13 protein-coding genes are annotated in these 20419 nt (G+C 61.2%); 9 read left to right on the plus strand and 4 right to left on the minus strand.

Annotation, left to right across the window (positions count from 1 at the left end):
* Positions 1-122 precede the first annotated feature (122 nt).
* The gene (locus tag CLU88_RS03015) at positions 123-1814 is read left to right on the plus strand and encodes a long-chain fatty acid--CoA ligase (RefSeq protein WP_099655330.1); all 1692 of its coding nucleotides are present in this window, start codon (positions 123-125) and stop codon (positions 1812-1814) included.
* Positions 1815-1902: 88 nt separating this feature from the next.
* Here CLU88_RS03015 and CLU88_RS03020 read toward each other — a convergent pair whose 3' ends face one another.
* The gene (locus CLU88_RS03020; RefSeq protein WP_099655331.1) at positions 1903-2283 is read right to left on the minus strand and encodes a PilZ domain-containing protein; all 381 of its coding nucleotides are present in this window, start codon (positions 2281-2283) and stop codon (positions 1903-1905) included.
* Positions 2284-3109: 826 nt separating this feature from the next.
* Positions 3110-4180: an AI-2E family transporter gene (locus tag CLU88_RS03030; protein WP_099655333.1), complete on the minus strand. Its 1071-nt coding sequence runs from the start codon at positions 4178-4180 to the stop codon at positions 3110-3112.
* Between the two features lie 257 nt (positions 4181-4437).
* Between CLU88_RS03030 and CLU88_RS03035 the strand changes: the two genes are divergently transcribed.
* The 5 genes from CLU88_RS03035 to CLU88_RS03055 all read left to right on the plus strand — a co-directional run bounded on the left by CLU88_RS03035 (position 4438) and on the right by CLU88_RS03055 (position 12100).
* A complete protein-coding gene (locus tag CLU88_RS03035) occupies positions 4438-7314 on the plus strand; it encodes a 2-oxoglutarate dehydrogenase E1 component (RefSeq protein WP_099655334.1) in 2877 nt (958 codons plus the stop codon).
* 60 nt (positions 7315-7374) lie between these two features.
* On the plus strand, positions 7375-8637 hold the full coding sequence (odhB, locus tag CLU88_RS03040) for a 2-oxoglutarate dehydrogenase complex dihydrolipoyllysine-residue succinyltransferase (RefSeq protein WP_099655335.1): 1263 nt from the start codon (positions 7375-7377) through the stop codon (positions 8635-8637).
* A 102-nt stretch (positions 8638-8739) separates the two neighbouring features.
* Positions 8740-10167: a dihydrolipoyl dehydrogenase gene (lpdA, locus tag CLU88_RS03045; RefSeq protein WP_099655336.1), complete on the plus strand. Its 1428-nt coding sequence runs from the start codon at positions 8740-8742 to the stop codon at positions 10165-10167.
* A gap of 119 nt (positions 10168-10286) precedes the next feature.
* On the plus strand, positions 10287-11384 hold the full coding sequence (zapE, locus tag CLU88_RS03050; protein ID WP_099655337.1) for a cell division protein ZapE: 1098 nt from the start codon (positions 10287-10289) through the stop codon (positions 11382-11384).
* Positions 11381-12100, plus strand: coding sequence for a hypothetical protein (locus CLU88_RS03055; protein WP_099655338.1), 720 nt, complete (start codon positions 11381-11383; stop codon positions 12098-12100). The genes zapE and CLU88_RS03055 overlap by 4 nt, the downstream gene beginning before the upstream one ends.
* 130 nt (positions 12101-12230) lie before the next feature.
* On the opposite strand, the gene CLU88_RS03060 is transcribed toward CLU88_RS03055, so the two are convergent.
* Complete coding sequence (locus tag CLU88_RS03060; protein WP_099655339.1) at positions 12231-13028, minus strand: PP2C family serine/threonine-protein phosphatase; 798 nt, start codon at positions 13026-13028, stop codon at positions 12231-12233.
* A 262-nt stretch (positions 13029-13290) separates the two neighbouring features.
* On the opposite strand from CLU88_RS03060, the gene CLU88_RS03065 reads away from it, so the two are divergent.
* Entirely contained in the window at positions 13291-15387 is a 2097-nt protein-coding gene (locus tag CLU88_RS03065; protein WP_233205360.1) for an ATP-dependent DNA helicase, read from the plus strand.
* Here the strand turns inward: CLU88_RS03065 and CLU88_RS03070 are convergent.
* Complete coding sequence (locus tag CLU88_RS03070) at positions 15350-16150, minus strand: outer membrane protein assembly factor BamD (protein WP_099655340.1); 801 nt, start codon at positions 16148-16150, stop codon at positions 15350-15352. The genes CLU88_RS03065 and CLU88_RS03070 overlap by 38 nt on opposite strands.
* A 183-nt stretch (positions 16151-16333) precedes the next feature.
* Between CLU88_RS03070 and dnaE the strand changes: the two genes are divergently transcribed.
* Positions 16334-19870, plus strand: coding sequence for a DNA polymerase III subunit alpha (gene dnaE / locus CLU88_RS03075; RefSeq protein ID WP_099658607.1), 3537 nt, complete (start codon positions 16334-16336; stop codon positions 19868-19870).
* A gap of 154 nt (positions 19871-20024) precedes the next feature.
* A complete protein-coding gene (gene clpS / locus CLU88_RS03080; RefSeq protein ID WP_099655341.1) occupies positions 20025-20393 on the plus strand; it encodes an ATP-dependent Clp protease adapter ClpS in 369 nt (122 codons plus the stop codon).
* Positions 20394-20419: the final 26 nt, after the last annotated feature.

Consider the following 20419-nt stretch of genomic DNA (forward strand, 5'->3'; position numbering starts at 1 on the left):
AAGTGCTGACGCAGGCCGCAGTATCGCTTGCGGTCACCTTGGCGACGCAGGCGCGGGGCATCCCCCATTGCTCCCCGCTGGCGAGGCCTCTAGGCTTGAAGGCTCAAGGAGATCTGTAATCCATGCGCCCTCACTACCAGTTCTGGCCCCATCGTCTGCCCAAGTCCATCACTCTCCCATCAACCTCTCTGTGGGACAACTTGGCGATCAGCACGCGCCGCTATCCAGACAAGGCGGCCCTGGTCTTTTTTGGCCGGTCGCTGAGCTATCGGCAGTTGATGGAGGGCGCCGAGCGCATGGCAGCCCGGCTGGCTGCGTTGGGCGTGCAGCGGGGTGATCGCGTGGTGCTGTGCATGCAGAATTGCCCGCAACTGGTGATGGCTCACTTTGCCATCTTGCGGGCCAATGCGGTGGTGGTGCCCGTCAATCCGATGAACCGGGCTGAGGAGCTGAAGCACTACATCACCGACCCGGACACCAAGGTAGCCTTCACCACCGGCGACTTGGCGACAGAACTGGCCAAAGCCAGCAACGCGCTGCCGCCCGCTGAGCGCCTCGCGCACCTGGTGGTCGCGCAGTTCAGTGATGCGTTTGATGTGGATGTGGCGGGCGCCGATGCTCCGCCTGAGGCTTGGCGCGAATGGCTGGGCACGCGCCACCCCTTGCCAGTGCTGGACGGAGGCCAGGCCCATGACTGGACGGAGGCCCTGGCCTGTGCCGATGCGCCGCCTGAGCTGGTGGTGGGGCCGAATGACCTGGCGCTGCTGCCCTACACCAGCGGCACCACGGGCTTGCCCAAGGGATGCATGCACTTGCACAAAAGCATCATGCACAACGCTGTGGCCAGCAGCCTGTGGGGCACGGGCTCGGTGGACAACGTGACGCTGGCCGTGGTGCCCATGTTTCATATCACTGGCATGGTGAGTGTGATGCACGCATCCATCTACAGTGCTGCCACCATCGTGGTCATGCCGCGCTGGGACCGGGACCTGGCTGGGCGCCTGATCTCGCGCTACCAGGTGACGAACTGGACCAACATCCCCACCATGGTCATTGACTTGCTGGGCAGTCCGAACTTTGCGAGCTACGACTTGTCGAGCCTGGTCTACATCGGCGGCGGTGGGGCTGCGATGCCGCAAGCGGTGGCGCAGCGTCTGCTGGAGCAGTATGGGCTGCGGTACGCAGAAGGCTACGGCCTGACGGAGACGGCGGCGCCATCGCATTCCAACCCGCCCGACCACCCCAAGCAGCAGTGCCTGGGCATTCCGTTCATGAGCACCGATGCACGGGTGATCGACCCCGACACGCTGCAGGAGCTGGCTGTGGGTGAGCAGGGCGAAATTATCATCCACGGCCCCGAGGTGTTTGAGGGCTACTGGAAGCGACCGGATGCCACAGCGTCGGCTTTTATCGAGTTCGAGGGCAAGCGTTTCTTTCGCTCAGGTGATCTGGGGCGCATGGACGAAGAGGGCTACTTTTTTCTGACCGATCGCTTGAAGCGCATGATCAACGCCAGCGGCTTCAAGGTGTGGCCTGCCGAGGTGGAGGCGCTGATGTTCCGCCACCCTGCCATCCAGGAGGCCTGCATCATCGCGAGCAAGGACAGCTATCGGGGGGAGACGGTGAAGGCGGTAGTGGTGCTGCGCGCATCGCACAAAGGTACAACCGAGCAGCAGATCATGGACTGGTGCCGCGAGAACATGGCGGTCTACAAGGTGCCGCGCATTGTGCAGTTTGTGGATGCGCTGCCCAAGAGCGGCAGCGGCAAGGTGATGTGGCGCACCCTTCAAGAGCGTGAGGTAGCGCCGAGTTGATGAGGCTCGCGCTGCTCTTGCCTTGGCGTTGGGTGAAATGACGGGTTTGCCAGAGCCAATGGCAAGCGCTTGTCAGGTGTGAAGTGGGTCAGTTGCCTGAGCTGACCGAGACCTGGATCAGCTCTGCCAAGTCTCGCTCCAGCAGGGCGGGGTCACCCAGCTGCAATTCAATCAAGCGTCGCAGGTGGGTGACGCTGTCCAGGTCAATGCTTCGGCACAGCAGCCCAGCATGGTTGCCGTCCACATGGGCAATGCCGGCGGTCATGGAGATGTGGTCGCCAGTTTCTGCCAGCGGCACCGTGAGCTGGCAGGGCATGCCTGCGGGCACCATGGCGTTGTCGGGCAGGGTCACCAGTGCGCCTTTGAGCGATAGGTCAAGAACTTGCACGCTGAAGGCTGCGGTGGCGATGGTCAACAGCGCTGGTGCGTCAAATTGCACGCGCACGTAGTGGCGGCGTTCGTGGGGCATGTGCGGTCTCCTGGGCCTAGGGGTCGAACCATCCTAATGCAAAGCTCTACCGTCCTCCAGCACTTTTCCCAGGGTTGTATGGAACCTGGGCCTTTGCACAGAAGTGGCCAGCGCGCTCAGAAGGCCACTAAAGTCCCTGTTGTTACAAAAAAAGGAGGGCTTTTGCCATGCCCTGCCTCAGAGCTGGTTACAAACGGGATGCATTGAAATCATTGGAGTAAATCATGGGTTTTTTCAGCCGCACAGGGCCCGTCGTTGGCGTATCTATCGCGTTGTTGCTGGCTGCGGGTGGTGCAAGCGCACAGGCCTACGTGAATGCGACCGTGGATGGGCAGATCGTTCCAGGCGTTTATGGCCGCATCCAGATTGGCAATGCAGCGCCCCCGGCATTGATCTATGCCGAGCCTGTGATCATCCACCGTCCCCAAATGCCGGTTCAGCGTGCGCCTATTTACATGTACGTACCGCCTGGGCATGCCAAGAACTGGGGGAAGCACTGCGCGCGCTACAACGCCTGTGGCCAGCCCGTGTACTTTGTGCAGGAGCCGCCCCGTCGTCAGCCGCCCCGTGGCCCCCACTATGGCGGCCCGTCCCGCGGGGATCGGAATGACCACCACGACGAGCGGCCTGGGCGTGGTCGTGGCCACGACCGAGGGGACCATGATGACCACCGTGGCCACGGGCGTGGGCATGGCGGTGGTCACAGGGACTGAGAGCAGCTAACAAAGCTAAGCGAAGCGGCTCTGGCTAGGCGTTTCGCCGCAGGCAGTACGACAAGGCGAGGCAACGACGCCGGGGGAGTTTAGTTAGCCGCTCTGAGTGAGTCTCAGGCGGCAGGTGGGGCTTGCTGGCTTTCTTCTGAAGAAGCGAACAAATCCCAGCTGGCCATGAAAAGGGCTGCAATGGTGGGGCCAATCACGAAGCCTGTCAGCCCAAACATGGCCATCCCGCCCAATGTGGAGATGAGCACCACGTAGTCGGGCATTTTGGTGTCTTTGCCGACCAAAATGGGGCGCAGGATGTTGTCTACCAGCCCGATCACGCACACGCCAAACAGCGTGAGCACGACCCCCTGCCAAACCGCGCCAGTGGCCAGAAAGTAGATGGCGACGGGCACCCAGATCAGGCCAGCGCCCACGGCGGGCAGCAGGGACAAGAAGGCCATCAGCACGCCCCACAGCACGGGGCCCTGGATGCCCAGAATCCAGAAGATCAAGCCACCCAAGGCACCTTGTGATGCAGCCACCACGATGTTGCCCTTGACGGTGGCGCGAATGACGGTGGTGAATTTGGTGACGAGCTGTTTCTTGTGCTCGTTGTCCAGAGGGGTGGCTTGCCCAATGCGCAGCGCCAGGCTGCGTCCGTCACGCAGCAGGAAAAACAGCAGGTACAGCATGATGCCGAAGCCCACCAGAAACTCCAGGGTGTTTTGTCCGATGCTGACAGCCTGGGTGGCGATGATTTGGCTTGCCTGTACGGCCACAGACGACAGCTTTTGTTGAATCTGGGCCACGCTGGTGAGGTTCAGACGCTCCAGCAGCCCGACGGCCCAGGTCGGCAAGGCCGCGACGATTTGCTGGAAGTACGCACCAAAATTGAGTTGCCCAGAGCGCAGCCGTTCGTAGATGGCGTTGGCCTCTTGGACCAGCGAAACCGTGATCAGCGACATGGGCAAGATCACCACCACCAAGCACAGGCCCAGGGTGCACAGGGCAGCCAGATTCTCGCGCCGGGGCATGCGCCGCAGCATTTTGCGGTGCAATGGGGCAAACAGAATGGCCAGCACCATGCCCCAGAAGATCGCACCGTGAAATTGCCAGAGGATGGCGCCAAACGCAACGGTGACGAGCGTTAGCAAAAGCAGAAAGGTTTTTTGCTGGAGCGGGTGTTGGGTCATAGAGCCTTTGGGGGCAGGGTGATCAAAAGCACAAGTGCAAAACCCGCAATGTACGACACCGTTGCTGATGAATGGGCTGGCGCGCCGGGACGCCTTTGGGCTTGATCTTGGTTAATGCCGTGTTCGGTGGCACAATGGCGCCCGCAACCCTAGGCCCTTCCCCAGCCACAGTCGCATCCGCCAATCGGTTCAGCCGTGTCGCGGAAGGTTTCTTAACCAGCTAATGCTTTCCCAAGGAAAGCGGAGGTCAGCGGAATATGAGCGATACGACATCCGTCTATCAAGCCTACCAAGGCAACACCTATCTCTTCGGCGGCAATGCGCCCTATGTTGAAGAGATGTACGAAAACTACCTTGCCAACCCTGGCAGCGTGCCTGACAACTGGCGCGAGTATTTTGATGCGCTGCAGCATGTTCCTGCGGTAGACGGTAGCAATGCCAAGGACGTTCCGCACCTGCCTGTGGTCAATGCCTTTGCCGAGCGCGCCAAGGCCGGTGGCACCAAAGTGGTGGTCGCCAGCGCCGACGCCGAAATGGGCCGCAAGCGCACTGCCGTTCAACAGCTGATCGCCGCATACCGCAACGTTGGCCAACGCTGGGCCGACCTGGACCCCCTCAAGCGCACTGAGCGCCCACAGATTCCCGAACTGGAGCCGTCGTTCTACGGCTTCACCGATGCCGACCAAGAAACCGTGTTTGACACCAGCAACACGTTCTTCGGCAAAGACAAAATGGCCCTGCGCGAGCTGCTCAATGCGCTGCGCGAAACGTACTGCGGCACGCTGGGCGCCGAGTACATGTACACATCGGACCAGAACCAGAAGCGCTGGTGGCAGCAAAAGCTGGAAAGCATCCGCAGCAAACCGAATTTCACTGCCGACAAGAAGCGCCAGATTCTGGACCGCCTGACTGCGGCCGAAGGCCTGGAACGCTTCCTCCACACCAAGTACGTGGGCCAAAAGCGTTTCTCCCTGGAAGGTGGCGAGAGCTTCATTGCCTCCATGGACGAACTGATCCAGTCTGCTGGCGCCAAGGGCGTGCAGGAAATCGTGATCGGTATGGCCCACCGTGGCCGTCTGAACGTGCTGGTGAACTCCCTGGGCAAGATGCCCAAGGACTTGTTTGCCGAGTTCGACCACACCGCACCCGAAGAATTGCCTGCCGGTGACGTGAAGTACCACCAAGGTTTCAGCTCGGACGTGTCCACAGCCGGTGGTCCGGTGCACCTGTCGCTCGCGTTCAACCCTTCCCACCTCGAAATCGTGAACCCTGTGGTGGAAGGCTCAGTGCGCGCTCGCATGGACCGCCGTGGCGACCCCAAGGGCAGCCAAGTGCTGCCCGTGCTGGTGCACGGCGACTCCGCCTTCGGCGGCCAAGGTGTGAACCAGGAAACTCTGGCGCTGGCCCAGACCCGTGGTTACACCACTGGCGGCACGGTGCACATCATCATCAACAACCAGATCGGTTTCACCACGTCCGACCCACGCGACATGCGCTCGACCGTGTATTGCACCGACATCGTCAAGATGGTCGAGGCCCCGGTTCTGCACGTCAATGGTGATGACCCAGAAGCCGTGGTGTTGGCCACCCAACTGGCGCTGGAGTTCCGTATGGAGTTCCGCCAGGACGTGGTGGTGGACATCACCTGCTTCCGCAAACTGGGCCACAACGAGCAGGACACCCCTGCACTGACCCAGCCGCTGATGTACAAGAAGATTGCCCAGCACCCCGGCACGCGCAAGCTGTATGCCGACAAGCTGGCGGCTCAGGGCCTGGGCGCTACGCTGGGCGAAGACATGGTCAAGGCCTACCGCGCTGCCATGGATGCCGGCAAGCACACGGTGGACCCTGTGCTGACCAACTTCAAGAGCAAGTACGCTGTGGATTGGTCGCCCTTCCTGGGCAAGAAGTGGACTGACGCTGGTGACACTGCCATCCCTCTGACAGAGTGGAAGCGCTTGGCCGAAAAGCTGACGACCATTCCTGCCACAGTGACCCCCCACCAGTTGGTGAAGAAGGTGTACGACGACCGCGCAGCCATGGGCCGTGGCGATGTGAATGTGGACTGGGGCATGGGCGAAACCATGGCCTTTGCTTCGCTGGTGGCCAGCGGCTACCCTGTGCGCCTGTCGGGCGAAGACTCGGGCCGTGGCACGTTCACGCACCGCCATGCCGTGATTCACGATCAGAACCGCGAAAAGTGGGATACCGGCACCTACGTGCCGCTGCAAAACGTGGCCGAGAACCAGGCTCCGTTTGTCGTGATCGACTCGATCCTGTCCGAAGAAGCCGTGTTGGGCTTTGAGTACGGCTACGCTGGCTCTGACCCCAACAGCCTGGTGATCTGGGAAGCCCAGTTTGGCGACTTTGCCAACGGTGCACAGGTTGTGATTGATCAGTTCATCGCCTCTGGCGAGGTGAAGTGGGGCCGTGCCAATGGTCTGACCATGATGTTGCCCCACGGCTATGAAGGTCAGGGTCCAGAGCACAGCTCTGCACGCCTGGAGCGCTTTATGCAACTGGCCGCCGATGCCAACATGCAGATCGTGCAGCCCACCACGGCCAGCCAGATCTTCCACGTGCTGCGCCGCCAGATGGTGCGTGATCTGCGCAAGCCGCTGATCATCTTCACGCCCAAATCGCTGCTGCGTAACAAGGATGCGACCTCGCCGCTGTCTGAGTTCACCAAGGGTGGGTTCCAGACGGTGATTCCTGAACAGGATGACGCTATCGAGAAAAAGGCCGCCAAGGTCAAGCGCGTGATCGCTTGCTCGGGCAAGGTCTACTACGACCTCGTCAAGAAGCGTACCGAGAAGGAAGCCGACGATGTGGTCATCATCCGTGTCGAGCAGTTGTACCCCTTCCCGCACAAGGCTTTTGCTGCCGAGCTGAGGAAGTACCCCAACGCGACCGACATCGTGTGGTGCCAGGACGAGCCACAGAACCAGGGTGCCTGGTTCTTCATCCAGCACAACATCCACGAGAACATGCTCGAAGGCCAGAAGCTGGGTTACTCCGGCCGCGCTGCTTCGGCATCGCCTGCCGTGGGTTATTCGCACCTGCACCAAGAGCAGCAAAAGGCTCTGGTGGACGGCGCGTTTGCCAAGCTCAAGGGTTTTGTACTGACCAAGTAAGGCCAGCCAGCCCATTTTTAAAAACTGTCAGAACAAAACCCCATTCCCGAAAGAATTGATATGGCTATCGTAGAAGTCAAAGTCCCTCAGCTGTCCGAATCCGTGGCCGAAGCCACCATGCTGACGTGGAAGAAAAAAGCAGGCGAGGCCGTCACTGCCGATGAAATCCTGATCGAAATCGAAACCGACAAGGTGGTGCTGGAAGTGCCAGCACCGTCGTCTGGCGTGCTGTCTGAGATTGTTCAAGGCGACGGCGCTACCGTCGTGGCTGAGCAGTTGATCGCCCGCATCGACACCGAAGGTAAGGCGGGCGCAGCTGCTCCGGCAGCTGCAGCCCCCGCGGCACCCGCTGCTGCACCTGTGGCCGCCGCCGCTGCAGTCACCGGTGGTTCCAAGGCCGATGTGGCCATGCCTGCAGCAGCCAAGCTGCTGGCCGACAACAATCTGTCGGTAGGCGATGTGGCTGGTTCTGGCAAGGACGGCCGCGTGACCAAGGGTGACGTGCTGGCGGCTGTGGCCGGTGGTGCCAAGCCAGCTGCGGCTGCACCCAGCGCCATTCCCACCGGTGTGCCCACGAAGGTGTTGCCTCAGGTGGCCGCTCCTGCGCCCGCTAGCCTGGGCGATCGCCCCGAGCAGCGCGTGCCCATGAGCCGTCTGCGTGCCCGCGTGGCCGAGCGTCTGCTGCAGTCGCAATCCACCAACGCCATCTTGACCACGTTCAACGAAGTGAACATGGCCCCCGTGATGGACATGCGCAAGAAGTTCCAGGACGCGTTCACCAAGGAACACGGCGTGAAGATCGGCTTCATGTCCTTCTTCGTGAAGGCGGCTGTGCATGCCCTCAAGAAGTACCCTGTGCTGAACGCCTCGGTCGATGGCAACGACATCGTCTACCACGGCTACTTCGACATCGGTATCGCCGTGGGTTCGCCCCGTGGCTTGGTGGTGCCCATCCTGCGCAATGCAGACCAGATGAGCTTTGCAGACATCGAGAAGAAGATCGCTGAATTTGGCCAAAAGGCCAAGGATGGCAAGCTGGGCATTGAAGAAATGACCGGCGGTACCTTCTCCATCTCCAATGGTGGTACGTTCGGCTCCATGCTGTCCACCCCCATCATCAACCCCCCACAGTCGGCCATCCTGGGCGTGCACGCCACCAAGGACCGTGCCGTGGTCGAAAACGGTCAGATCGTGATCCGTCCGATGAACTACCTGGCTATGTCTTACGACCACCGCATCATCGACGGCCGTGAAGCCGTGCTGGGCCTGGTTGCCATGAAGGAAGCGCTGGAAGACCCATCGCGTCTGCTGTTCGACATCTGATCGAGCCCTGAGACCTGAAACCCACCTGTGAAGCCTGGGCGCAAGCACTGCGCGGCGCTCTCATCGGTGGGTTTTTCTTCAACTGAATCAAAGAGATTTCCTATGAGCAAGCAATTTGATGTGATCGTGATTGGTGGCGGCCCCGGCGGCTACATCGCCGCCATCCGCGCAGCCCAACTGGGCAAAAACGTGGCCTGTATCGACGAATGGAAGAACGACAAGGGCGGCCCCGCGCCAGGCGGCACTTGCACCAACGTGGGCTGCATCCCCTCCAAGGCGCTGTTGCAATCGTCTGAGCACTTCGAGCATGCCAACAAGCACTTTGCCGACCATGGCATCACGGCCACCGATGTGAAGATCGATGTGACCAAGATGATTGGCCGCAAGGATTCCGTGGTGAAGCAGAACAACGACGGCATCCTGTACCTGTTCAAGAAGAACAAGGTCAGCTTCTTCCATGGCCGCGGTTCGTTTGTCAAAGCCACCGAAGGCGGCTACGAGATCAAGGTGGCGGGTGCCGCTGAAGAAACCTTGGTTGGCCAGCAAATCATCATCGCCACCGGCTCCAACGCCCGTGCGCTGCCTGGCACGCCGTTTGACGAAGAGCTGGTGCTGTCCAACGACGGCGCGCTGCGCATTGGTGCCACGCCGAAGAAGCTGGCACTGATCGGCTCTGGCGTGATCGGCCTGGAAATGGGTTCGGTGTGGCGCCGCCTGGGTGCTGACGTGACCATTCTGGAAGGCCTGCCTACCTTCCTGGGCGCGGTGGACGAGCAGATTGCCAAGGAAGCCAAGAAGGCTTTCGACAAGCAAGGCCTGAAGATCGAGCTGGGCGTGAAGGTTGGCGAGATCAAGACGGGCAAGAAGGGCGTGAGCATCGCCTACACCAACGCCAAGGGCGAAGCCCAGACGCTGGACGCCGACAAGCTGATCGTCTCCATTGGCCGCGTGCCCAACACCATTGGCCTGAACACCGAAGCCGTGGGCCTGGCCCTGGACGAGCGCGGTGCCATTGTGGTGGACGGCGATTGCAAGACCAACTTGCCTGGCGTGTGGGCTGTGGGTGACGTGGTGCGGGGTCCGATGCTCGCGCACAAGGCCGAGGAAGAAGGCGTTGCTGTGGCCGAGCGCATTGCTGGCCAGCACGGCCACGTCAATTTCAACACCATCCCCTGGGTGATTTACACCAGCCCCGAGATCGCGTGGGTGGGCCGCACCGAGCAACAACTCAAGGCCGACGGCGTGAAGTACAAGGCTGGCACGTTCCCGTTCTTGGCCAACGGCCGCGCCCGCGCGCTGGGCGATACCACGGGCATGGTCAAGTTCCTGGCCGATGCAGCCACGGACGAAATCCTGGGCGTGCACATCGTGGGCCCGATGGCCTCCGAGCTGATCTCTGAAGCCGTGGTGGCCATGGAGTTCAAGGCGAGCGCCGAAGACATCGCGCGCATCTGCCATGCCCACCCCTCCTTGAGCGAAGCCACCAAGGAAGCAGCCCTGGCGGTGGACAAGCGCACGCTGAACTTCTGATTCCAGAGTTTCAGTCAAAATGGCCTCTAGCGCTCTATATATAAGCGCTAGCAGCTATTGATTTAATAGCTAACCCTCGCGCCATCGCGGGGGTTAGCCTTTTCTGAGGCATCAACACCGTGAGTGTCAAACAGGCGTACCTGGCCGAGCTGGCCGCCAAGGGTTTTCAAAGCGATCCAGCACAGCTACGTGCGGTCGATGCTTTGCAGCGCTGTGCCGACGACTGGAGCGCCTACAAGGCCAAACGCTCCAATGCGTTCAAAAAGCTGGTGAACCGGCCGGACATTCCCAAGGGCGTGTACATGTACGGCGGGGTGGGGCGGGGCAAGAGCTTTTTGATGGACTGCTTTTTCAATGCGGTGCCGCTCAAGCGCAAGGTGCGTCTGCACTTTCATGAGTTCATGCGGGAAGTGCACCGGGAGTTGGCGGCGCTGCAAGGCACGGTGAACCCGCTCGATGTGCTGGGCGAACGCATCTCCAAACGCTACAAGCTCATCTGCTTTGACGAGTTCCACGTGGCCGACATCACGGATGCCATGATCCTGCACCGCCTGCTGGTGGCGTTGTTTGAGAACGGCGTGGGGTTTGTGACCACCTCGAACTTTGAGCCCAATGGTCTTTACCCAGACGGCTTGCACCGTGACCGCATCCTTCCGGCGATTGCGCTGCTCAATGAGCGCATGCAGGTGATCAACGTGGACAACGGCACCGACTACCGGCGCCGTACGCTGGAGCATGTGAAGCTGTACCACACGCCTTTGGGCCCTGAGGCCGACGCGGCGATGGACGATGCCTTCAACCAGCTGGCCGAGGTGCACGACGAAGACCCGGTGCTGCACATCGAAGCCCGCGAGATCCGCGCGCGGCGCAAGGCGGGCGGGGTGGTCTGGTTTGACTTCCAGACCCTGTGCGGTGGGCCACGTTCGCAGAACGACTATCTGGAGATCGCCACGCAGTTCCACACGGTGTTGTTGTCGGGCGTGCCTTACATGCCAGTGAACATGGCGTCGCCCGCACGGCGCTTTACCTGGCTGGTGGATGTGCTGTACGACCGGCGGGTGAAGCTCATCCTGTCAGCCGCAGTGGCTCCTGAGCAGTTGTACACCGAGGGCCCTTTGGCCCATGAATTTCCGCGCACAGTGTCGCGGCTCAACGAAATGCAGTCCAAAGAATTTTTGGACTTGGAGCGGCGTTTGGTGGATACGGGGCTGACATGAAAAAGACCATTGCATCGGTATGGGGCCTTGCGGCGTGCGTCGCCGTGTTGTCTGCAGGCCAGGCGGCAGCCCAGCCTCGTGAAGCAGACCTTTCCCCGCATGAGGCGTTGCGCGCAGCATCCGCTCAGCGGGCGGCACAGCGTTCGGGTATCGAGCAAGAGCGCAAGCAGAACCTAGCACAGCGCAAGCAGACAGAGGTGAAGTGCTACCGCCTCTTTGCTGTGGAGGATTGCTTGCGCGATGCCCGCAACGAGTGGCGTCAGGTGGAAACACGGCTGCGGGCCCAAGAGGTGCAAATCAACGATGCGGAGCGCAAGGAAAAGGCCCAGGAGCGTCTGCGCCAGATTGAAGACAAGCAGTCTTCTGCTGCCGATGCCGCAGGGCCTGCAGGCGCTGCGTCTGCAGCTTCTGCCACGGTGCGCAACCCACCCCAGGGGGGGAAGCCAGCGGCCCGAGAGAAATCTCCAGGCACGGTGGTGCTGCGTGACCGTGAGGCCCAGGAAAGGGCCAGCCAGCAGCGGGCTCGCCAGTCTTCGCAGGCCGCTGAGCAATCAGCCCGTGAAAAAGAAAGTGCCGAGCGCGCAGCCAAGGCCCGCCAACGGCAGTTGGATGCGGAAAAAGCCTCAGAGGCGCGCCGGGCCCGGCGAGACAAAGAGCAGGCCCAATCCGCCGCGGATGGGCACAAGCCCGCAGCATCTTTGCCCACGCCACCGTGAAGGTGAGCCATTGGGCGGGGCCGAATGACCGGTGGCCCTTGCTGATGGCCCTGCCTTGAGCGACGCAAAGCAAAACGGCCCGCCAGAGAGCTGGCCGGGCCGTTGGGTGGCTGTGACGGTTGGGGTGGAATCAGGGGGTGGTGCTTACCAGCCTGGCGTGCTTTTTCTCTTCAGCCAAGGCTTCGATCTTGACAATCACCAACGACAGGTTGTCGCCGCCCCCACGGGCACGTGAGCGGGCTTTTTCAATCAAAAACTCCGTGGCTTCACGTGGCGACAAGGACTCCACCACCGAGGCCAGTTCGGTGGGCGAGAAGTAGTGCCAGACCCCGTCGCTGCATGCCAGCAGGACATCGCCAGGGCGCAGTTGCGAAATCATGTGGGGTGTTGCGGGTGGATCGCTCTCGGTGCCCAGGCAACCCACCAGGATGTTGGAGTGAGGGTGGTTGTTGGCCTCGGCTTCGGTCAGCTCGCCCCGGTCTACCAGGGCCTGCACATAAGAGTGGTCGCTGCTGCGGTGGATGAGCCGCCCGCCTTGAAAGTGGTAGATGCGCGAATCGCCTGCGTGCACCCAGTGGCAGTCACCACGGGGGTTGATGAGGAAGGCAGCGATGGTGCTGTGAGGCTCTTGCTCGGCTGAAATGGCCGTCAGCCGGATGACGATGTGGGCCTCTTCCACCATGGCTTTGAGCATGGCGGCAGGGTCGTCTGTCTCTGGGGAGTAGCGCTCAAACAGCTGACGGGCCGTCATCATGACCTGGTCGGAGGCTTTGCGGCCCCCGCTGCGCCCGCCCATGCCATCGGCCACCACGCCCAAAACACAGCCGTTGTGCCGATTGTGTGAAATCAAGGCCACCTGGTCTTGCTGGTATTCCCGGTCACCTTTGTGGATGCCGGTGGATGCGATGAGACGGAACGCTTTGGTCATGCTGGGGATTGTGGTGCGTGGTAGAACGCTGCCGGTCATTATGAAGCGCTGAGCCGCGTATTATCCGCCTGCCTGTGGCGTTTTTGCCATGGCGGGGCTGCCGCACAGCTTTGCGCACTGTTTGGGATGCCTTGTGTTGTGGCGCCAGGCTGCGCAGGGCGGTGCGGGGTCTGGAGATTTTTGCTCCGCTTGCGCGGCCGCTGCGTTGGGCATGTTTCGAATGCCCCAGTGTCTTCAGCCTTTCCACTTTTTTTGTTGAGCCATGCCACAGGACTCCGCTGCGCCTTTGTCTTCCCCTTCGGTTTTGGGCGCGGTGGTGGAGTCCGTATTCGTGGGCGATGGCTTGCTGGCCCGGGCGGACCCTTTGTATCGGCCGCGCGCGGGGCAGGTTCAGATGGCGCTGGCGGTGTCTGGCGCCATTGAGTCAGGTGGCGCATTGGTGGTAGAGGCAGGCACGGGCGTTGGCAAAACCTATGCGTATTTGGTGCCCGTGTTGCTCAGTGGCGAGCGGGCTTTGGTCTCCACGGCCACCAAGGCTTTGCAGGATCAGCTTTGTTCGCGCGACATCCCCAGATTGCTGGAGATTTTGGGGATTCCGGCGCGCATCGCATTGCTCAAAGGGCGAAGCAGCTACCTGTGCCTGCACCGCATGGCGCTGGCGCGCCACGACATGGCCGTGCAAGGTGGACAAATGGTGCGGGTGCTGGCGAAGGTCGAAGACTGGTCGCGCAGCACCCGCTCGGGTGATCTGTCTGAACTCACGGGCCTGGATGAGCGCTCGCCAGTGATCCCACTGGTCACCTCCACCCGTGACAACTGCCTGGGCTCGCAGTGCCCCAGCGCCAAAGAGTGCCATGTGAATCTGGCGCGTCGAGAAGCCATGGCGGCTGACGTGGTGGTGGTCAATCACCACCTGTTCTTTGCCGATGTGGCTGTGCGAGAGTCGGGCGTTGCCGAGCTGCTGCCCTCGGTGCGCGTGGTCATTTTTGACGAAGCACACCAACTGAGCGACACCGGTGTGCAGTTTTTGGGGATGCAACTGACATCCGGGCAAATCCAGGAATTTGCGCGTGATGTGCTGGCTGCAGGGTTGCAGCATGCGAGGGGCTTTGCTGATTGGTTGGGCCTGCACGCTGCGCTGGAAGAGGCCGCGCGCCGATGGAGCGCAGTCGCCGGGGCAGACGGGACAATGCCATCCAGGCGCGGCTGGTGGCATGGTGCGCCAGAGGGCCTGGATCTGCCACGCTGGCAAGCGGCCATGGAGGGGCTGGAGCAGGTGTGCGCACAGGCGCAGAACGCTGTTGAGGCCTTCAGTGAGGTCGCACCAGATATGGCCCGGCTGGCCGAGCGGGGGGCGGCGCTGCTGTTGCGGTTGTCCAGGTTTCAGGGGCTTTGCCCGGAGGGCTATGTGCGCTGGCTGGAGGCGGGAGGCGGCTTGCGCTTGGTGGAGTCGCCGCTGGACATTGCCGAAGCCATGCGCACCCGTTTGCTGGCCACCGCGCAAGAAGCGGTGGATGAGGATGGATGGCCTGCGCCAGCTCGGGGCCCCTCACGCGCCTGGGTGTTTACTTCAGCGACGCTGGGGCACGATGCCGAGTTGTCCTGGTTTGTGAAGCATTGCGGGCTGGAGGGCGCTCGCATCTTGCGGGTGGAGAGCCCGTTTGACTACAGCACCCAGGCAGGTTTTTTTGTGCCGCAGGACTTTCCTTCGCCGTCAGTTCCCCAGCACGGCCCGTCGGTAGCCGCCTTGGCAGCCCAGGCTGCAGCGACTTTGGGCGGACGAACCCTCATCCTCACCACCACGCTGCGGGCGCTGGGCGTCATCGCATCCACGCTGCGTGAACAACTGGCCAAGCATGGGGCACTGCTAGAGGTGCTGGTGCAGGGCGAGTGGCCCAAGCGCAGATTGATGGAGCGTTTTCGGGCGGGCGAGGCGCAGGGGCAAAAAGGCTGCATCCTGATCGCGTCCATGGGCTTTTGGGAGGGCTTTGATGTGCCCGGCGATGCGCTGCAGTTGGTGGTCATCGACAAGCTGCCTTTTCCTCCACCGGGGGACCCGCTGGTAGAGGCGCGCACCCAGCGCATTGAGGCAGCGGGTGGCCGAGCGTTTCAAACTTACGCTTTGCCCGAGGCGGCTGTAGCCCTCAAGCAGGGTGCTGGCCGGTTGATCCGGCGCGAGTCGGACCATGGCATTTTGGTGGTGTGCGACCCACGCTTACTGACCAAGGGCTACGGCAAGCGGTTGGTGGCGGTGCTGCCGCCCATGCGGCGCCTGGAAACCTCCGAATCGTTTCAAGAGGCGTTGCAGGCGCTGGCCGAGATCACCAGAACTTCCACCAAGGATCTGACTTGGTCTTGAAGCCACCTTCGCGCAAATAGCTACTTTGGGGGTAAGACGTGGCCATGACGCGGCGAGCGTCATCGCGCAGTTGGGTCATGCCCAGGGCATCGTAAGAGCGAACCAGGATGTACAACGCTTCTTCCAGTGCGGGGACATCCTTGTAGTCGGCCAGTGCAACTTGTGCCCGGCTCACGGCTGCCACATAGGCGCCGCGCTCGTAGTAGTAACGTGCCACATGCACTTCGTACTGGGCCAGCGAGTTGACGATGTAGGTCATGCGCTGGCGAGAGTCCTGCGCATAGCGGGATTCGGGAAAGCGGGTGACCAGATCACTGAAAGACTCGAAGGAGTCCTTGGCCGCCTTTTGGTCGCGTTCTGAAAGGTCCTGGCGAGAGATCCAGGAGAACAGACCCAGGTTGTCATTGAAATTGACCAAACCTTTCAGGTACAGCGCGTAGTCCAGCGCGGGGCTGGCGGGATGTAGCTTCATGAAGCGATCCAGGGTAGCGATGGCCTGGGCTTTTTCGCCTCCCTTGAATTGGGCGTAGGCCTTGTCCAATTGCGCTTGCTGCGCCAGGGGGGTGCCAGCGGCCCGGCCTTCGAGTTTCTCCAGCAGCGGCACGGCCTTGTCGTAGGCACCGCTGCTCATTTCATCTTTCGCTTCCGAGTGGATGCGGTTCGGACTCCAGCCGGCGGTTTTGTCTTCCGGGGTGCTGGAGCAACCGGCCAGCACCAGGGACGCTAGCAGGACAGAGCAAAGAGGCAGTGGGGCAAGACGCATCGCAAGCAGCTTTCAGGCAATTAGAAGAACCTAGTCTTCCACGAGTGGGGCGGGGCGGACTGCCAATGCAATCCTCCTGCCGGGGGCCACAGATTGAAGCGGCATTGTAATGGCCTCATTTGTCCCCTCAAATTCCTCGGCGCTGGCGAATGGAAGCGTGGGCGCCTTTCTACAATGGAGGGCATGTACGTTCACTTGCGCCTGCACACAGAGTTCTCCGTCGTTGACGGTACCACCCGCATCGATGAGGTCGTCAAGGCCGCAGCGGCAGACGGGCAGCCCGCCCTTGCCATCACCGATCTCAACAATCTTTTCGGCGCCATCAAGTTTTACAAAGAAGGGCGCGGCAAGGGTGTCAAGCCGGTGCTGGGCGCCGAAATATATCTGGAGGGTGAGGCGGGCGCGGACCCCACACGGTTGCTGCTGCTGGTGCAAAACAAGCAGGGTTACCTGAATCTGTCGGAATTGCTGGCACGCGCCTGGACCAAGAACATTGTCAAGAATCTGGCGGTGTCCACCTGGGCGTGGCTGCAGGAGTTGTCGGATGGGCTGATCGCTTTGTCAGGTGCGCAGGCGGGGCCTGTGGGCCAGGCTTTGCTCAAGGGCGACGAGGCGGGCGCTGCCGACCTGGCGTTGAGGTTGGCGGGTATTTTCACCCACCGGTTCTACGTTGAGTTGCAGCGCGCAGGCCGTGTGGACGATGAAAGCCATGTGGTGGCTGCCGTGCAATTGGCCGCTCGGCTGAACTTGCCTGTCGTGGCCACGCATCCCGTTCAGTTTTTGACCGCCGAGGACTACGAGGCCCATGAGGCCCGGGTGTGTATCGCTGGTGGGGAAATTCTGGCCAATCCGAAACGGGTACGGCGTTTTACGCGCGAGCAGTATTTCAAGTCTGCTGAGCAGATGCAGGCATTGTTCGCGGATGTGCCGTCGGCGCTCGCCAACACCGCAGAAATAGCCAAGCGGTGCAGCCTTACCCTGGTGCTGGGCAAACCGCAGTTGCCAGCGTTTCCCACGCCCAACGGCATGCCTGCAGAAGAGTACTTCCGCTTCGCATCGTTTGAGGGCCTGGAAGCGCGCCTCAAACACTTGTTCCCTGACGAGGCCAAGCGCGACAAGGAGCGCCCGCGCTACGTGGAGCGACTGGAATTTGAGCTGGGCACCATCCTCAAGATGGGGTTCCCAGGCTACTTCCTCATCGTGGGCGACTTCATCCAGTGGGCGAAGGCCAATGGCTGCCCTGTAGGGCCGGGCCGGGGGTCGGGTGCGGGCTCGCTGGTGGCCTATGCGCTCAAGATCACCGATCTGGATCCGCTGGAATACAACCTGCTGTTTGAGCGTTTCCTGAACCCCGAGCGGGTATCGATGCCCGACTTCGACATCGACTTTTGCCAGGGCAACCGTGACCGGGTGATCGATTACGTGAAGGAAAAGTACGGCAAGAATGCCGTGAGCCAGATTGCAACGTTCGGCACCATGGCCGCCAAGGCCGCGATCCGCGACGTGGGCCGGGTGATGGACATGAGCTACACCTTCTGCGATGGCATCTCCAAGCTGGTGCCTGGCAAGCCGGGCATGTCCTACACCTTGCAGTACCCGCCCGAGGTGAAGAAAGAGGGCGACAAAAACAACTACGCGCTGGAACTGGAGCCCATGCTCTACGAGCGTGTGCGCAAGGAAGAAGACGTCAAAACCGTCATCGAGATGGCGCAAAAACTCGAAGGCATGACGCGCAACATCGGCATGCACGCCGGGGGCGTGTTGATCGCGCCGGGCAAGCTCACTGACTTTTGTCCTTTGTATCAGCAGCCCGGCAGCGAGTCGGCCGTGAGCCAGTACGACAAGGACGATGTGGAGGCCATTGGCCTTGTGAAGTTCGACTTTTTGGGGCTGGCGACGCTCACCATCCTGGAGATTGCGCGCGAGTTCATCATGAAGCGCCACAAGGGCCAGGAGGGCTTTGCCTACGAGAACATTCCGCTCGACGACGGCCCCACCTACCGGCTTTTTTCCGAAGGCAAGACCGAGGCCGTGTTCCAGTTTGAAAGCCGGGGCATGCAGGGCATGCTCAAAGAAGCCCGCCCGAGCCGTCTGGAGGACTTGATTGCGCTCAATGCGCTGTATCGCCCGGGTCCTATGGACCTGATCCCCACCTTCGTGAACCGCAAGCACGGCAAGGAGCCGGTGGAGTACCCCCACCCGTTGGTCGAGCCGGTGCTGGCCGAAACCTACGGGATCATGGTGTACCAGGAGCAGGTGATGCAGACCGCCCAGGTGTTGGGTGGCTACAGCCTGGGCGGCGCCGACATGCTGCGCCGTGCTATGGGCAAGAAGAAGGCCGAGGAAATGGCCGAGCACCGGGAGATCTTTCGCAAGGGGGCTGCGGAAAAGAACATCAGCCAGGACAAGGCTGACGAAGTGTTCGACTTGATGGAGAAGTTTGCGGGCTACGGCTTCAACAAGTCGCACGCTGCTGCTTATTCGCTGTTGGCGTATCACACCGGCTGGCTCAAGGTGCACTACACCGCTGAGTTTTTCTGCGCCAACATGACCGTTGAAATGGACGACACCGACAAGCTCAAGGTGTTGTACGAAGATGCTTGCAAAAACTTTGGGCTGAGCTTTGAGCCGCCTGATGTCAATCGCGGCTTCTACCGGTTCGAGCCAGTGACCGACAAGGTCATTCGTTACGGGTTGGGCGCCATCAAGGGCACGGGTCAACAAGCCATCGAGGCCATGGTGGCCGCGCGCGAAGGGCGCGGAGAGGGGCCACAGGGCAACACCAAGGGGCCTTTCAAGAGTTTGTTCGATTTTTGTGTGCGCGTAGACAAAGGTCGGCTGAACAAACGCACGCTGGAGGCACTGATCAAGGCTGGGGCCTTTGACTCGATGAACATGAACCGGGCCTCGCTGGTGGCGTCGATTGACCGCGCCTTTGACTTTGCTGCGGCCACGCTGGCCAACGTGAACCAAGGTGGTCTGTTCGACATGATGGGCGACGACGCCCATGGCTCCAGCACGCAAGAGCCCGATTTGGTGGACGCAATCCCCTGGGGCATCAAAGAGCGACTGACCCAGGAAAAAACAGCGGTGGGTTTCTATCTCTCAGGCCACCTGTTCGATGAGGTGGCGGGGGAGGTGCGCAAGTTTGTGCGCACCCAGATCGATGAGTTGCTGGACAGCCGTGAGCCGCAGGTCTTGGCAGGCATCATCAGTGATTTCCGGGTCATCAATGGCCAGCGCGGCAAGCTGGGCCTGTTCAAACTGGACGACAAGTCGGGAATGATCGAAGCCTCGGCAGACGAAGCACTGCTCAACACCTACCGCAATCAACTCAAGGAAGACGAGTTCGTGGTGATGATGGGGCGCCTGCAAATGGACCACTTCAGCGGCGGGCTGCGCGTGAAGGTGCAGCAGGTGTGGGACCTGGCCGGTGCACGGTGCCGTTTTGGCAAATACCTGCACATTGCTATGGGCGACGCCCAGCCGGATGTACGCCGTTTGGTGTCAGAGTTTCCGCCCCACAAGGAGGAAACTGAGTCGGGCGACATTTTGCATGGGCTGCGCGTTCGCATGGGCGTGCGTTGCCAGTCTGATGCCGGAGGGGCCGTTGCCGAGCTGCAACTGGGTGAGGGCAGCCGGTTTTTCCCCACTGATGCTGCGCTGGCCGCCTGGAGTGCGCAGGCTGGCAGCGGCACCACTACGGTGGTGTACGAATAGCCGTGATTGGGGCGGTGATTCACCGTGAGGTGATCCTTTTGAAAAGGACGGCGGCACGCTGGACGGGCCGCCGCAATATTTGCAGCCAGGCCTTGAAAAATAGACGCCAATCATCAGATTTCTTAGGCGACAACCGGGCTTCGGGATCGCTAGAATGAATTTCATGGCAACAAAACCACCCTCTCCCCCCACCGCGCCGCCTGTTTCTCGGCCAGCGCGGGATGACGGCGGTTCGGTCGTGCTTGAGCGGCGCACCCAAAAGACCCAGCCCCCGCAGATGTACCAGGTGGTCATGCTCAATGATGACTACACCCCCATGGAGTTTGTCATTGTGGTGCTGCAGGAATTCTTCAGCAAAGACCGTGAGCAGGCCACCCAAATCATGCTCAAGATCCATCTCGATGGCAAAGGCGTTTGCGGCGTTTATTCGCGCGACGTGGCTGCCACCAAGGTGGAGCAGGTGCTGGATGCCGCCGCAAAAGCGGGCCACCCCTTGCAATGTGTCAGTGAGCCTGTTGAATAACAGGTCTTTGACCCTGAACTAAAGTT

Source organism: Acidovorax sp. 56 (genome assembly GCF_002749705.1).
Lineage (GTDB): Bacteria > Pseudomonadota > Gammaproteobacteria > Burkholderiales > Burkholderiaceae_C > Acidovorax.